We start from the raw sequence: 13,786 nt of genomic DNA on the forward strand, positions 1-13,786 counted from the left end.
GACCTTCGCGCCCTCTGCGTCCGGAAGTCCGCTCCCGCTTTCGGCAGCCGCCCCTCAGCGCAACAGATCACCCAGATGACCGACTTCCTCCAAGACGAAAACCTCATCGCCCCGCCCCGCACGGTGCGCATCGACTTCGACGACGGCTCCTTCGCGCTGCGCTCGCCGCAGGCGCTGAAGCCCTATGCGCGCTGCATCGGCGAATGGATCGAGCGCTGGGCGCGCGAGACGCCCGGGGCGCTGGCCTTCGCCGAGCGCGACGACGGCGGCGAGGACTGGCGCCGGCTCGACTACCGCGCGCTGCGCCACGCCGTCGGCGCGGTGGCGCAGGGCCTGCTCGACCTCGACCTGCCGGCCGACGCGCCGGTCGTGATCCTGTCGGACAACGCGATCGACCACGCGGTGCTGATGCTGGCCGCGATGCACATCGGCCGCGCGGCCTGCTCGCTGTCGAGTGCCTATTCGCGCATGGCCAAGGACCCCTCGCGGCTGCACGAGATGCTGCGCGCGCTGCGGCCGGGGCTGGTCTATGCCTCGGATGCGAAGGCCTACGGCGCCGCGCTCACGGGCAGCGGCGTGGAGGCGGTCGCGGTGTTCAGCCGCAACGCCGACGCGCACCCCGGCGCGCTGGACTTCGCGCGGCTGCTCGCCACCGCCGAGACGCCCGCCGTGATGCAGGCCTTCGAGGCGGTGCTGCCCGACACCCATGCCAAGTACCTGCTGACCTCGGGCTCGACCGGCAAGCCCAAGGTGGTGATCAACACCCATCGCATGCTGTGCGCCAACCAGCAGATGATGGCCCAGACCTGGCGCTTCCTCGCGCACGAGAAGCCGGTGCTGGTCGACTGGCTGCCCTGGAGCCACACCTTCGGCGCCAACCACGACCTGAACATGGTGCTGGCGAACGGCGGCGCGCTCTACATCGACGAGGGCCGGCCCGCGCCGGGCCTGATCGAGAAGACGGTGCGCAACCTGCGCGAGGTCAAGCCCACGCTGCTGTTCAACGTGCCGCGCGGCTACGACATGCTGCTGCCCTTCCTCGAGGCCGACGACGCGCTGGCCACCGAGGTGTTCTCGCGCCTGCGCCTGGCCTTCTACGCGGCCGCGGCGCTCGCGCCCTCGACCTGGCAGCGGCTCGAGGCGGTGGCGCGGCGCGTGCGGCCCGACCGGCCGCTGTGGCTCACCACCTCCTGGGGCGCCACCGAGACCTCGCCCGCGATCACCTCGGCGCACTGGAAGCTCGATGGCGCGGGCTGCATCGGTGCGCCGCTGCCGGGGCTGGAACTGAAGTTCGTGCCCAACGGCGAGAAGCTCGAGATGCGCGTGAAGGGCGTGTCGGTGTTCCCCGGCTACCGCGGCGCGCCGCGCGAGACCGCGCAGGCCTTCGACGAAGAGGGCTACTACCGGCTCGGCGACGCGGGCTTCCTGGCCGACCCCGCCGATCCGGTGCGCGGCGTGATCTTCAACGGCCGCGTGGCCGAGGACTTCAAGCTCTCGACCGGCACCTGGGTGTCGGTGGGCACGCTGCGCGTGAAGCTGGTGTCGCTGCTGGCGCCGCATGCGCAGGACGTGGTGCTCACGGGCCACGACCGCGACGAGATCGGCATGCTGGTGTTCGCGAGCCCGCAGGGCGCGGCGCTCGCGCCCGAGGCGCTGGCCGAGCGCATCGCCGGCGTGCTGAGCGCCTTGCGCGCGGAGGGTGCGGGCTCCTCGCAGTGCCCGGCCTGCGCGCTGGTGCTGAGCGAACCGCCGAGCCTCGATGCCGGCGAGATCACCGACAAGGGCTACATCAACCAGCGCGCGGTGCTGGTGCGGCGCGCGAGCGACGTGCAGCGGCTGCATGCGCGCGCGCCGGAAGATGCGCTGGTGGTGCGGTTGAGCTGAAACGGGATCGGGCAGCCGAACGCAGAGGGCGCGAAGGTTTCGCGAAGGTCGCGAAAGAAATCGTCGTGTCTCCCACCCCGTTCGCGCTGAGCTTGTCGAAGCGTTGCGCGAGGCTTCGACAGGCTCAGCCCGAACGGGAATGGGTTTTCAAGCTGAAGGCAGCGCCAGCCATTGCCGCCACAGCTGCCGCGCCGTGTCCTGGTAGCGGCGAGTGACCGCGAGCAGCTCGGCGCGCGGCTCGGGCGGCATCAGCTCGGCCGGCAGCAGCGGATCGCGGATCAGGTGCGCGATGACCGCGCGGCCCAGCAGCAGCGATTCGCGCACGGCCGTCTCGAGCGGCCGCGTGCGCAGGCGCTGTTCGCTGCGCTCGAGGCCGGCCTGCAGGCGGCGGCATTGCGCGGCCAGCGCGCGCACGTCCCACAGCCGGCGCGCGCTCGCCTGCGCCGCCTCGTCGAGGTCGGCGAGCCGGAACACCGGCGCGCCCGGCGAAAGCCCCAGTTCCTTGAGCTTGCGGCGCTCGGCCTCGAGGCCGCCCGCGAGGTTGTCGGGCCGGATCTGCAGGCCGGGCCGCAGCGGCGCGAAGCCGCGCAGCGAGAGCGCGAGGCCGTGGCGGCGCCAGGCGGTCTTGTCGGCGCGCGCCACGCCGGCGTCGTGCACGGCCAGCCAGTCGCCGCGCCAGCCGACGGCCTGTGCCTGCTTGTGCAGCCAGCCGTCGACCGCGCGCGACAGCGCCGGGCCCTCGCGCTCGAGCCGGTAGTTGCCGCGCTCGCCGCGCGCGATCTTGCCTTCGGCCGCGAGCCGCGTGAGGCCCACGCGCATCGTGGTCTCGCCGATGCCCAGCAGCGCGCCCGCGCGGCACAGCGCCTGCGAACTCAGCGTGCCGCCGTCGGCCACCAGCAGATCGAGGATCAGGTCGGGCGCGCTCGGCACGCTGATCTCGACATGACAGATCTTGGTCATGTTTGCGGAATGAAGAAATGTTTCCTACGATGACCACGAACGATCAACTCCGGTAATTTTGTGTCCGAAGGAGCCCCTCCATGGCATCCGAACAAACCCCCGGCGTCCGCGTCGAGGCCGACGACGGCATCTTCACGATCACCATCGACCGGCCTGCTCAGCGCAACGCGGTCGACGGCGCGGTGGCCGCCGGGCTGCGCGCGGCCTTCGAGCGCTTCGAGGCCGACGACGCCCTGCGCGTGGCGGTGCTGACCGGCGCGGGCGGCCACTTCTGCGCCGGCGCCGACCTCACGGCCGTCGGCGACCCCGCGCGGCGCAACGAACTCGATCCCGCGGGCGGCGGCAGCGGACCGATGGGGCCGACGCGCATGGCGCTGTCCAAGCCGCTGATCGCCGCGATCAACGGCTACGCGGTGGCCGGCGGGCTCGAGCTGGCGCTGCTGGCCGACCTGCGCGTGGCCGACGAGGACGCGGTGTTCGGCGTGTTCTGCCGCCGCTGGGGCGTGCCGCTGATCGACGGCGGCACGGTGCGGCTGCCGCGGCTGGTGGGCATGGGCCGCGCGCTCGACATGATCCTGACCGGCCGCCCCGTGGGCGCGGCCGAGGCGCTGGCCATGAGCCTCGCGAACCGCGTCGTGCCGCCCGGCGGCGCGCTGGCCGCGGCGCGGGAACTGGCGCGCCAGATCGCCGCCTTCCCGCAGCAATGCATGCTGGCCGACCGTCGCTCGGCCTTCGAGCAATGGGACCTGCCGCTGGCCGAGGCGCTGCGCCGCGAGGGCGCGCGCGGCGTGCCGATCGTCGCGGCCGAGGGCGAGGCGGGCGCCGCGCGCTTCGCGGGCGGCGCGGGCCGGCACGGCGAGTTCGGGCGCTGAGCCGCCTCAGCCGCCCATCCGCTTGAGCGTGGCGCGCATCGCCTTCGCGAAGCGCGGGTCGGCCATGGCGCCGACGTTGAAGCGCGACCAGCGCGAGACCTGCGTCGAGTCGACGCTGAAGATGCGCCCCGGCGCCATCACGATGCGCCGCGGCAGCAGCTCCCTGGCGAAGGCCAGCGAATCGGCCACGCCCGGCAGCGCGGCCCAGACGTAGAGCGACTGCGGACTGCGCGCGAACACCTCGGCGCCCACCGCATCGAAGAAGCGCAGCGCCTCGCGCGTGGCCTCGCCCAGGCGGTTCTGCAGCCGGTTCAGGTGGCGCTGGTAGTGGCCCTCGCTGAGGATCACGTCGACCGTGCGCTCGGCGTATTCGGAGCTGCTCACGTGGATCAGCGCCTTGAGGTCGGCGAGATCGCTCGCGAGGTCGGCGCCGCAGGCGACGAAGCCCACGCGCAGCGCGGCCGAGAAGGACTTGGAGAAGCTGCCGATGTAGATGGTGCGCTCGAGCTGGTCGAGCGCCGCCAGCCGCGGCAGCGCGGTGGGCTTGAAGTCGGCCAGCGGGTCGTTCTCGACGATCAGCAGGTCGTGCTTCTGCGCCAGCTGCAGCACGCGGAAGGCCTTGGCCGGCGAGATGTCGGAGCCGGTGGGGTTGTGGGCCAGCGATTGCGTGAAGAACAGGCGCGGCCGCTCGGCCACCAGCAGCTGCTCGAGCACCTCGAGGTCGGGCCCGTCGGCCAGCCGCGGCACCGCGAGCATCTGCGCGCCCGCGAGCTTGAGCTTGCCGAACAGCGGGTAGTAGCCGGGATCGTCGACCAGCACCTTGCCACCGGGCGGCACGAAGTAGCGGATGACGATGTCCATGGCCTCGTTGGCGCCGTGCGTGAGCACGATCTGCCGCGGCTCGGCACCGATGCCGAAGTCGGCCAGCTTGCGCACCAGGTGCTCGCGCAGCGGGCCGTAGCCGAAGCGGCTGCCGTAGCGGAACAGCGCGCCGAGCCCCGTGCGCACCACCTTCGGGTGGTACTTGTCCAGCCGCACGTCGGCCAGCCATTCGACCGGCGGGAAGCCGTCGCCCACGGCCACCGCGTCGGGCTCGGTCTTGAGCTGCTCGCGCATCAGCCACACGATGTCCATCGCGCGGCCCAGGCTGCCGGCATCGTCCTCGGGCGGCCTGGCGCCCGCGGGCTTGGGCTGCGCGCGCACGAAGTAGCCCGAGCCCCGGCGCGGCTCGACCAGGCCGCGCGAGACCAGGTTCTCGAAGGCCGCCACCACGGTGTTCTTGGCATAGCCGTGCAGCTGCGCGAGCTCGCGCAGCGAGGGCAGCTTGTCGCCGGCCTTGTAGGCGCCGCTGGCGATCTGGCGCGCGAGGGCCTCGGCGAGCGAATCGGCGATGGGGGCGGCGCGCGGGCCGCGGCTGGAAGATGCGCTCATGGCCGGCGACTGTGACACAGCGGGCACTGGACGCGCCTCACTGTCCCGACTGTCCCGCGAAACTGTGCCTGCCGAGGCTGGTACAGCGGGCCTAGATTCGCACGCTTCCGAATCCACCCCTTGCACGAACCGAAGCACGAACGATGGTCGCCGACGCCCGCCTCCCCAATTTCCGAGCCCTGACACCCGAGCAGCGCCTCGATCACATCGCGCAGGCCGCTGCGCTCACGCCCGAGGAGAAGGCGCTGCTCGCCGCGCCCGGCGCGCTCGGCATCGAGCGCGCCAACGGCATGGTCGAGAACGTGATCGGCACCTTCGAGCTGCCGCTGGGCGTGGCCGGCAACTTCACGGTCAACGGCCGCGAGTACCTGGTGCCGATGGCGGTGGAGGAGCCCTCTGTGGTGGCCGCCGCCTCCTTCATGGCCAAGCTGGCGCGCGAGGGCGGCGGCTTCGAGGCCTCGAGCAGCGGGCCGCTGATGCGCGCGCAGGTCCAGCTGCTGGGCCTGGGCGATCCGCACGGCGCGCGGCTGGCGCTGCTGCGCGCGCGCGATCGCATCCTCGAGGTGGCGAACAGCCGCGACAAGGTGCTGATCGGCCTGGGCGGCGGCTGCCGCGACATCGAGGTGCACGTGTTCGAGGACACGCCGCGCGGCGCGATGGTGGTGCTGCACCTGGTGGTCGACGTGCGCGACGCGATGGGCGCGAACACGGTCAACACCATGGCCGAGGCGGTGTCGCCGCTGGTCGAGCAGCTCACGGGCGGCACGGTGCGGCTGCGCATCCTCTCGAACCTGGCCGACCTGCGGCTGGCGCGCGCCCGCGTGCGGCTCACGCCCGCGGTGCTCAAGACCACGGAGCGCAGCGGCGAGGAGATCGTCGAGGGCGTGCTCGACGCCTACACCTTCGCGGCCGTCGACCCCTACCGCGCGGCCACGCACAACAAGGGGATCATGAACGGCATCGACCCGGTGATCGTCGCCACCGGCAACGACTGGCGCGCGGTCGAGGCCGGCGCGCATGCCTATGCCTGCCGCCATGGCCGCTACGGCTCGCTCACCACCTGGGAGAAGGACAAAAGCGGCGCGCTGGTCGGCACCATCGAGATGCCGATGCCCGTGGGGCTGGTCGGCGGCGCCACCAAGACCCATCCGCTCGCGCGGCTGGCGCTCAAGATCCTCGGCGTGCAGTCGGCGCAGGAGCTCGGCGAGGTGGCGGTGGCCGTGGGCCTGGCGCAGAACCTCGGCGCGCTGCGCGCGCTCGCCACCGAAGGCATCCAGCGCGGCCACATGGCGCTGCATGCGCGAAACATCGCGCTGGTGGCCGGTGCCACGGGCGACGAGATCGATGCCGTCGCCAAACAGATGGCCACCGAGCACGACGTGCGCACCGACCGCGCGGTGGCGCTGCTCGAGGCCCTGCGCGCCAAAAACTGAATCTCACGGATCGCGGGAAGGTCCCGCACCACGGACCGCGGCCGATACCGCGGCGGCACGCGGGGCGCGTGCCGTCACACCAGCAAGAACGGAGACAAGCAATGAACCCGAACGGCACGACGCAGGCGCGATGGCGCCTGGTGGAAATCTGGGGCGACACGGCGGACCTGCGCCATCTCGCGGGCGCGATCGCGATCGGCATCGCCGTGAGCCTGGCCGGCTTCCTGCTGGCCAACCGCCTGCTCGCGGGCGCCGTGCGCTCACCCGAACTGGCGCGTGCCTACGCGATGCTGGCGGGCCTCGCGGGCTGCGTGATCGCGGGCCTGATCTGCGCGCTGCTGTTCGCGCCGAAGCGCGAGGTGGTGGAAGGCGGCGCGGCCGATCCGCGCTGGCGCGAGGAGGTGCTGGCCGAACTGGCCGGCGAGCACGGCGAACTCGGCGCGATGAGCGACCTGCCGCCCGCCGCGCTGCGCGAGCTCCAGGAGCTGGGCCTGCACGACCTGTTCGCCAACTACCGGCCGCGCACGCGCGCCGCCGCCGAAGGAGCCGCCTCGTGATCGACGCCGCACTGCTGAACCAGATCCTCGTCGCCACCGGCATGGGCCTCGTGGGCGCCGTGGTGTTCGCCGCCATCGGCCTGGTGTCGGGCACCGACGAGACCACCACGCTCGCGCCGCTGACCCTGCTGGTGGTGCTGCTGGGCGTGCCGCCCGAGGGCGTGTTCACCTTCTTCCTCGCGGCCGCGGTGGCCAAGCACATGACGCACGCGGTGCCGACGGCGCTGCTGGGCATTCCGGGCGACACCATGGCCACGCCGCTGCTGCAGGACGCCAACATGCTGCGCAACCTCGGCGTGCCGCACATCGCGCTGCGCAAGATGGTGTCGGGCGCGATCATCGCGGCCTTCGTCGCGGTGCCGCTGGCCGTGCTGTTCGCGGTGCTGCTCGCGCCCTACGGCGCGGCCATCACCAAGGCGGCGCCATGGATCTTCGTGGTGGCGGCCGTCGCCATCGCCTGGTTCTCGAGCGGGCGCTGGGCCTCGGTGGCGACGCTGGTGCCGTTCGTGATCGTGATCGTGGCGCTGCAGTCGCTGACCGCCAAGTACGGCGTGAAGCTCAGCATCAGCTACTTCCTCGGCATCGCGATCGGGCCGCTGGTGGCCGACCTGTTCTCGGTGCTGTCGCCGACGGCCAGGGCGCGCATGGCGCGCGAGAAGGTGCGCACCTTCTCGCTGGCGCCCGACGTGAAGGGCTGGAGCGGCTACTTCCCCAACCCCTTCAAGGTGCTCGACCGCGGCCAGGTGAAATGGACGCTGGCCACCGCCACCATCTCGAGCGCCACCTTCGTCTTCAGCCCGGTCGCGATGACGGTGGTGCTCGGCGAGTTGGTCGGCTCGCGCATCAAGCATGCCTACCACCGGCTCACCACCACGCTGGCCGCGCGCAACGGCGTGACCGAGGCCACCTACGTGGCCGAGGCGCTGATCCCGCTGATCGCGATCGGCCTGCCGCTGAGCCCGGTGGCCGCGGGCCCGGCCGCGCCGCTGTTCAATGCGCCGCCGGTGTTCACCATCGACGCCGCCACCGGCCAGACCCACAACCTGCACAACCTGCTGAGCCACTGGGAATTTTTGGGCTACGGCATGCTGGCGGTGATCCTCGCGGCGCTGGTGGCCTATCCCTTCACCATGAACTTCGCGCGCCGCGCGGCGCTGTTCGTCTCGCGCAAGGTCAGCCACGAGGCGATCATCGCCACCTTCGTCGGCCTGATCGTGGTGATCAGCGTCTGGGAAGGGCAGCTGCTGGGGCTGTTCGTGATCCTCACCATGGGCCTGCTCGGCGGGCTGCTGTCGCGCGCCATCGGCTTCAACACCGGGGTGCAGTTCATGGGCTACTACACGGCGGTGCTGACGGTGCCGGCGGTGCTCAAGGCGATCGGCTAGGGCTTGGGTTTTTTCTTCGATCCGGGCGGCTCGTCGAGCCCGAACAGCCGCTCCACCTGCTGTCCCACGCGCGCCCCGATCGCGGTGCCCACGCCCGGCAGCACCGCGCTGCCGACGGCCGCGCCCGCGAGCGCGGCGCCGGTCAGCGAGAGCTCGGGATCGCTCAGGGTGCCGCCGATCTTCAGCGGCACGCCGACCACGCCGTCGATCAGGTCGACCGCGGCATCGCCCTGGATGCGGCGGTTGAACAGCCGCACGTTGCCGCTGGCGGTGAGCACGCCCGAGCGCGCCTTGAGGTTGGTGTAGCGCAGCACGGTGCCGTCGGGCGTGGCCTGGGTGTCGAGCGTGCCGCTGAGCTCGTCGAGCGCGGTGCGCCCGCCGCGGCTGATGCCGGCGGTGCTCACGGCCTTGGCGAGGTCGAGCTTGGTCAGGGTCGCCGGGCTGACCGAGAACACGGTGCGCGTGCGCAGGCCGCGCATCAGGGCGCCGACCTTGTCGGCCTCGGCCGTCAGCGTGGTCTGGCCGTGCAGCTTGCCGGCGACGAAGGTGCGGCGCCCGAAGGTCTGGACCAGCGCCTCGATGTCGACGTCGCGCGGCGCGAGCTCGGCCGACACGCGCAGGCGGCCGTCGTCCAGCGTCTCGAAGCGGCTGACGCCGTTCCAGCTGCCGCCCGCCACGTCGATGCGGGTCTGCCATCGGTCGTTGCTGCCCTCGCGGTCCAGCCGCAGCCGGGCCGGCGGCGAGGCCTGCGTGCGCTCGGCCAGCGCATGGCGCGGGCGCCAGCCGGGGTCGAAGTCAATCTGGCCGTCGTAGGCCAGTTCGATGTCGCGCCGGTCGATCCAGCGCACGTCGCGCCAGCGCAGCTGCTCGAGCGGGGTCTCGGCCAGGGTCCAGGGCGCGGGCAGGGCGATCCGGCCCTTCTCCACGGTCTCGGGCGCGCGGCCGCGGAAGGCGCGAATCGATTCGCCGGGCAGCACCGCGCCCTCGACCTCGAGCGAATCGGCCGCGACCACGCGCTTCCACAGCGGGGCGAGCTGCAGCCGCAGCGCGATGCGCTGCAGCGTGACCGGGCGCGGCTGGTCGGTGGCGACGTCGGTCAGCACCAGCACCGGCATCGGCAGCAGCGACCAGTGGGCGCCGCCGATCCTGAGGCCGATGCCGTAGTGCTTCTCGAAGCCCTCGGCGATGCGCTGCGACACCTCGGCGTCGCTGGGCAGCAGCCAGCGCGCCACCCCCCACAGCGCGAGGGCGCCCGCCAGCAGCACCAGGGGCCGAGCCGGCGAGCCAGAACCGGACGCGCCGGGAGAGGGGTTTCATCCACGCAAGCTAGCACGCCTAGGCGACTGCCGATGTCAGCCACCGTCGCTATAGTTTCCGCCACCCTTTTCGAAGCACACCAAGACGAAAGACGAGCACGCCATGCGCATCTGGAAGAAAGACATCTCGGTCGAGGCCCTGACCCAAAGCCACGTCGGCACCACCGTGGAACACCTGGGCATCGAATTCCTCGAGGTCGGCGACGACTTCATCCGCGCGCGCTGCCCGGTCGACCACCGCACGCGCCAGCCCTACGGCATCCTGCACGGCGGCGTGTCGGTGGTGCTGGCCGAGACGTTGGGCTCGTGCGGCGCCCACTATTCGGCGCCCGAGGGCGACCGCGCCGTGGGCCTGGACATCAACGCCAACCACATCCGCTCGGCCTCGAGCGGCTGGGTGATCGGCACCGCCCGCCCGGTGCACCGCGGGCGCAGCACCCAGGTCTGGCAGATCGACCTGACCAACGAGGCGGGCGAGCTGACCTGCGTTTCGCGCATCACAATGGCGGTGCTCCAGCCCAAGGGCTGAGCATGACCGGCACCCTACAAGCCTGGAACACGACAAGAGGAGACACAGCATGAGCAGTCCATTCACCTGGCGCGAAGTCGCCGCCACCGAGGGGCGCGTGGTCGCGCCCGACGAACGCCTGCCCTGGGTCCAGACCGGATTCATGGGCGTGCAGCATGTGATCGCCATGTTCGGCGCCACCGTGCTGGCGCCGATCCTGATGGGCTTCAGCCCCAACATCGCGATCCTGATGAGCGGCATCGGCACGCTGATCTTCTTCCTGATCACGGGCGGCAAGGTGCCCAGCTACCTGGGCTCGAGCTTCGCCTTCATCGGCGTGGTGATCGCTGCCAGCGGCTACGCCGGCAAGGGGCCCAACGCCAACATCGCGGTGGCACTGGGCGGCATCGTGGCCTGCGGCGTGGTCTACATCCTGATCGGCGCGATCGTGCAGGCCGTGGGCACGGGCTGGATCGAGCGCTTCATGCCGCCGGTGGTGACCGGCGCGGTGGTGGCGGTGATCGGGCTCAACCTCGCGAACGTGCCGATCAAGAACATGGCGGCCGGCAACTTCGACGCCTGGATGCAGGCGCTGACCTTCCTCTGCGTCGGCCTGGTGGCGGTGTTCACGCGCGGCATGGTGCAGCGGCTCCTGATCCTGGTGGGGCTGATCCTGGCCACCGTCGTCTATGCCGTGCTGACCAACGGCATGGGCCTGGGCAAGCCGGTGGACCTCAGCGGCATCGCCGCCGCGGCCTGGTTCGGCCTGCCGGCCTTCACCGCGCCGGTGTTCACGGCCAACGCGATGCTGCTGATCGCGCCGGTGGCGATCATCCTGGTGGCCGAGAACCTGGGCCACCTGAAGGCGGTGACGGCCATGACCGGGCGCAACCTCGACGGCTACATGGGCCGCGCCTTCATCGGCGACGGCATCGCCACCGTGGTCAGCGGCGCGGCCGGCGGCACCGGCGTGACCACCTATGCCGAGAACATCGGCGTGATGGCCGCCACCCGCATCTACTCGACCGCGGTGTTCGTGGTGGCGGCGGTGATCGCGCTGGTGCTGGGCTTCAGCCCCAAGTTCGGCGCGCTGATCCAGGCCATCCCGCTGCCGGTGATGGGCGGCGTGAGCATCGTGGTGTTCGGCCTGATCGCGGTGGCGGGCGCCAAGATCTGGGTCGACAACAAGGTCGACTTCTCGCAGAACAAGAACCTGATCGTGGCCGCGATCACGCTGATCATCGGCACCGGCGACTTCACGCTGAAGTTCGGCGACTTCGCGCTGGGCGGCATCGGCACCGCCACCTTCGGCGCCATCATTCTTTACGCACTGCTGGGCCGCACGAAGAACTGAGACGCTCCCGGGGGCGCCCGACAAGCCCCCAAAGTGAAACCTCGTGCAATAAATGTGCTTCCAGGGCGGCCCGGGCCGCGGCGCCGCACCGCCGCGCGGCCCGCGCCCGTTAGACTCCGAGGCTTTTCGCACCGACGTTTTCCAGACGTTTTCCAATGGCCGATGTTTCCGCCGCGCGCACCAGGGCGGTATTCGAATTCAAGAGCGCCACGCTGCCGCTGATCGCAGTCATCCTCAAGACGACCGATCTGGGCGTGCTGGCCGAGGCGCTCGACGCCCAGCTGGCGGATTCCCCCGATTTCTTCGAACAGGAACCGGTGGTCATCGATCTCTCGCAACTGCCGGAAGCCTCGGCCGAGGGCGGGGCGGGCGACGCGCTCGACTTCGAGGCCCTGCGCGGCCTGCTGGCGCGCCACCAGACCCAGCCGATCGCGGTGCGCGGCGGCAGCGAGGCCCAGCACGCCGCGGCCCGCGCCGCCGGCCTGGTGGTGACCGACATGCCCGCCGCCCCGGCCCCGCGCCCGGCCGAGCCGCCGCCGGCCACCCCGTCGCCCGCGCCGCAGATCGTGCGCGAGGTGCCGGTGCCGGCCAACGGCACGCTGCTGATCGACCGGCCGCTGCGCTCGGGCCAGCAGGTCTATGCCCGCGGCGGCGACGTGATCGTGACGGCCGTGGTGAGCCATGGCGCGGAGGTCATCGCCGACGGCAACGTGCACGTGTACGCGCCGCTGCGCGGCAAGGCGATCGCCGGCGCGCGCGGCAACACCGAGGCGCGGATCTTCTCGACCTGCCTCGAAGCCCAGCTGGTGGCGGTGGCCGGCATCTACCGGACCTCGGAAGTGCCGCTGCCCGACACGGTGCTCGCGAAGGCGGCCCAGATCCGGCTCGACGGCAAGAAAATCGTGATCGAGCCCATTGCCTGACGGCAGGGCGGGACGACGCGGCAGCGATCCAGCAACAACCGAATCGAAACAAGAAGGAATGGCCATGGCCAAGATAGTGGTGGTGACCTCGGGCAAGGGCGGCGTCGGCAAGACGACCACGAGCGCCAGCTTCTCCTCGGGCCTCGCGCTCGCGGGCAAGAAGACGGCCGTGATCGACTTCGACGTGGGCCTGCGCAACCTCGACCTGATCATGGGTTGCGAACGCCGCGTGGTGTACGACCTGATCAACGTGATCCAGGGCGAGGCCAACCTGAGCCAGGCCCTGATCAAGGACAAGCAGTGCGAGAACCTGTTCGTTCTCGCCGCCTCGCAGACGCGCGACAAGGAAGCGCTGACGCAGGAAGGCGTGGAGAAGGTGCTGGCCGACCTGGCGGCGATGGACTTCGACTACATCGTCTGCGACTCGCCCGCGGGCATCGAGACCGGCGCGATGATGGCCATGCACTTCGCCGACGAGGCGCTGGTGGTGACCAATCCCGAGGTCTCGTCGGTGCGCGACTCGGACCGCATCCTGGGCATGCTCAGCAGCAAGACCAAGCGCGCCAAGGACGGCGGCGACCCGGTCAAGGAACACCTGCTGATCACGCGCTACAACCCGAACCGGGTGGCGGGCGGCCAGATGCTGTCGCTGGAGGACATCCAGGACATCCTGCGCATTCCGCTGATCGGCGTGATCCCGGAGTCGGAGAGCGTGCTGCACGCTTCCAACCAGGGCGTGCCCGCGATCCACGACAAGGACACGGACGTGGCCCAGGCCTACAGCGACGTGGTCGCGCGTTTCCTCGGCGAGGACAAGCCGATGCGCTTCGTCGAGGCCGAGAAGCCCGGCTTCTTCAAGCGGATTTTCGGAGGCAGATAAGGCATGTCGTTCCTCTCGTTCCTCCTTGGCGAAAAGAAGAAGACTGCCAGCGTTGCCAAGGAACGCCTGCAGATCATCCTCGCCCACGAGCGTTCCAGCCTCAGCGGCAAGAGGCGGCCCGACTATCTGCCCGAACTCCAGCGCGAGCTGGTGGCGGTGATCTCGAAGTACGTGGCCATCAATCCCGAGGACATCAAGGTCCACCTGGAAACCCAGGACAACCTCGAGGTGCTCGACATCAAGATCGAGCTGCCCGACCCGGCGCCCACGCCGGCGCGCTGAG

The 13,786-nt window shown here is 71.1% G+C and carries 13 protein-coding genes; 10 read left to right on the forward strand and 3 right to left on the reverse strand.

All coding sequences use genetic code 11. The annotated features are described in order from the left end of the window. The first annotated feature begins 75 nt into the window (after positions 1-75). On the forward strand, positions 76-1,884 hold the full coding sequence (locus ACHMXE_RS43145) for a feruloyl-CoA synthase (RefSeq protein ID WP_395349518.1): 1,809 nt from the start codon (positions 76-78) through the stop codon (positions 1,882-1,884). A gap of 147 nt (positions 1,885-2,031) precedes the next feature. Here ACHMXE_RS43145 and ACHMXE_RS43150 read toward each other — a convergent pair whose 3' ends face one another. Then, positions 2,032-2,844, reverse strand: coding sequence for a PaaX family transcriptional regulator (locus ACHMXE_RS43150; RefSeq protein ID WP_395349520.1), 813 nt, complete (start codon positions 2,842-2,844; stop codon positions 2,032-2,034). An 80-nt stretch (positions 2,845-2,924) separates the two neighbouring features. Here ACHMXE_RS43150 and ACHMXE_RS43155 point away from each other — a divergent pair, with 80 nt between their 5' ends. Beyond that, positions 2,925-3,716 (forward strand): crotonase/enoyl-CoA hydratase family protein, encoded by a 792-nt coding sequence (locus ACHMXE_RS43155; protein ID WP_395349521.1) that lies wholly within the window; start codon positions 2,925-2,927, stop codon positions 3,714-3,716. Positions 3,717-3,722: 6 nt separating this feature from the next. Here the strand turns inward: ACHMXE_RS43155 and ACHMXE_RS43160 are convergent, their stop codons facing one another. Then, positions 3,723-5,147 carry a PLP-dependent aminotransferase family protein gene (locus tag ACHMXE_RS43160; protein WP_395349522.1) on the reverse strand — a complete coding sequence of 475 codons (1,425 nt, stop codon included), beginning with the start codon at positions 5,145-5,147 and terminating at the stop codon, positions 3,723-3,725. A 143-nt stretch (positions 5,148-5,290) separates the two neighbouring features. Here ACHMXE_RS43160 and ACHMXE_RS43165 point away from each other — a divergent pair, with 143 nt between their 5' ends. From ACHMXE_RS43165 to ACHMXE_RS43175, 3 genes are all read left to right on the forward strand, one after another. Beyond that, positions 5,291-6,580, forward strand: a complete 1,290-nt coding sequence (locus tag ACHMXE_RS43165) for a hydroxymethylglutaryl-CoA reductase, degradative (protein WP_395349523.1) — start codon at positions 5,291-5,293, stop codon at positions 6,578-6,580. Between the two features lie 101 nt (positions 6,581-6,681). Beyond that, a complete protein-coding gene (locus tag ACHMXE_RS43170; protein WP_209540285.1) occupies positions 6,682-7,137 on the forward strand; it encodes a hypothetical protein in 456 nt (151 codons plus the stop codon). Next, positions 7,134-8,522: a tripartite tricarboxylate transporter permease gene (locus ACHMXE_RS43175; protein ID WP_177239342.1), complete on the forward strand. Its 1,389-nt coding sequence runs from the start codon at positions 7,134-7,136 to the stop codon at positions 8,520-8,522. The genes ACHMXE_RS43170 and ACHMXE_RS43175 overlap by 4 nt, the downstream gene beginning before the upstream one ends. On the opposite strand, the gene ACHMXE_RS43180 is transcribed toward ACHMXE_RS43175, so the two are convergent. Continuing rightward, a complete protein-coding gene (locus tag ACHMXE_RS43180; RefSeq protein ID WP_395349525.1) occupies positions 8,519-9,787 on the reverse strand; it encodes a hypothetical protein in 1,269 nt (422 codons plus the stop codon). The two genes, ACHMXE_RS43175 and ACHMXE_RS43180, sit on opposite strands and share 4 nt — an antisense overlap. 154 nt (positions 9,788-9,941) lie before the next feature. Here ACHMXE_RS43180 and ACHMXE_RS43185 point away from each other — a divergent pair, with 154 nt between their 5' ends. The 5 genes from ACHMXE_RS43185 to minE all read left to right on the forward strand — a co-directional run bounded on the left by ACHMXE_RS43185 (position 9,942) and on the right by minE (position 13,785). Beyond that, entirely contained in the window at positions 9,942-10,367 is a 426-nt protein-coding gene (locus ACHMXE_RS43185; protein ID WP_209540282.1) for a hotdog fold thioesterase, read from the forward strand. Between the two features lie 49 nt (positions 10,368-10,416). Next, a complete protein-coding gene (locus tag ACHMXE_RS43190) occupies positions 10,417-11,700 on the forward strand; it encodes a solute carrier family 23 protein (protein WP_209540280.1) in 1,284 nt (427 codons plus the stop codon). Positions 11,701-11,855: 155 nt separating this feature from the next. Beyond that, the gene (gene minC, locus ACHMXE_RS43195) at positions 11,856-12,623 is read left to right on the forward strand and encodes a septum site-determining protein MinC (protein ID WP_203203544.1); all 768 of its coding nucleotides are present in this window, start codon (positions 11,856-11,858) and stop codon (positions 12,621-12,623) included. Between the two features lie 64 nt (positions 12,624-12,687). Continuing rightward, entirely contained in the window at positions 12,688-13,503 is an 816-nt protein-coding gene (gene minD / locus ACHMXE_RS43200) for a septum site-determining protein MinD (RefSeq protein ID WP_057591862.1), read from the forward strand. A 3-nt stretch (positions 13,504-13,506) separates the two neighbouring features. Next, positions 13,507-13,785 carry a cell division topological specificity factor MinE gene (minE, locus tag ACHMXE_RS43205; RefSeq protein ID WP_093343682.1) on the forward strand — a complete coding sequence of 93 codons (279 nt, stop codon included), beginning with the start codon at positions 13,507-13,509 and terminating at the stop codon, positions 13,783-13,785. Position 13,786 lies beyond the last annotated feature (1 nt).

The sequence above is a fragment of the Variovorax sp. UC122_21 genome (assembly GCF_044056785.1).
Taxonomy (GTDB): Bacteria; Pseudomonadota; Gammaproteobacteria; order Burkholderiales; family Burkholderiaceae_C; genus Variovorax.

Bases quoted from the DNA above. Each gene is read 5' to 3' on its own strand.
- ACHMXE_RS43145 (WP_395349518.1), top strand. From the start codon at position 76: ATGACCGACTTCCTCCAAGACGAAAACCTCATCGCCCCGCCCCGCACG.
- ACHMXE_RS43150 (WP_395349520.1), bottom strand. From the start codon at position 2,844: ATGACCAAGATCTGTCATGTCGAGATCAGCGTGCCGAGCGCGCCCGAC.
- ACHMXE_RS43155 (WP_395349521.1), top strand. From the start codon at position 2,925: ATGGCATCCGAACAAACCCCCGGCGTCCGCGTCGAGGCCGACGACGGC.
- ACHMXE_RS43160 (WP_395349522.1), bottom strand. From the start codon at position 5,147: ATGAGCGCATCTTCCAGCCGCGGCCCGCGCGCCGCCCCCATCGCCGAT.
- ACHMXE_RS43165 (WP_395349523.1), top strand. From the start codon at position 5,291: ATGGTCGCCGACGCCCGCCTCCCCAATTTCCGAGCCCTGACACCCGAG.
- ACHMXE_RS43170 (WP_209540285.1), top strand. From the start codon at position 6,682: ATGAACCCGAACGGCACGACGCAGGCGCGATGGCGCCTGGTGGAAATC.
- ACHMXE_RS43185 (WP_209540282.1), top strand. From the start codon at position 9,942: ATGCGCATCTGGAAGAAAGACATCTCGGTCGAGGCCCTGACCCAAAGC.
- ACHMXE_RS43190 (WP_209540280.1), top strand. From the start codon at position 10,417: ATGAGCAGTCCATTCACCTGGCGCGAAGTCGCCGCCACCGAGGGGCGC.
- minC (WP_203203544.1), top strand. From the start codon at position 11,856: ATGGCCGATGTTTCCGCCGCGCGCACCAGGGCGGTATTCGAATTCAAG.
- minD (WP_057591862.1), top strand. From the start codon at position 12,688: ATGGCCAAGATAGTGGTGGTGACCTCGGGCAAGGGCGGCGTCGGCAAG.
- minE (WP_093343682.1), top strand. From the start codon at position 13,507: ATGTCGTTCCTCTCGTTCCTCCTTGGCGAAAAGAAGAAGACTGCCAGC.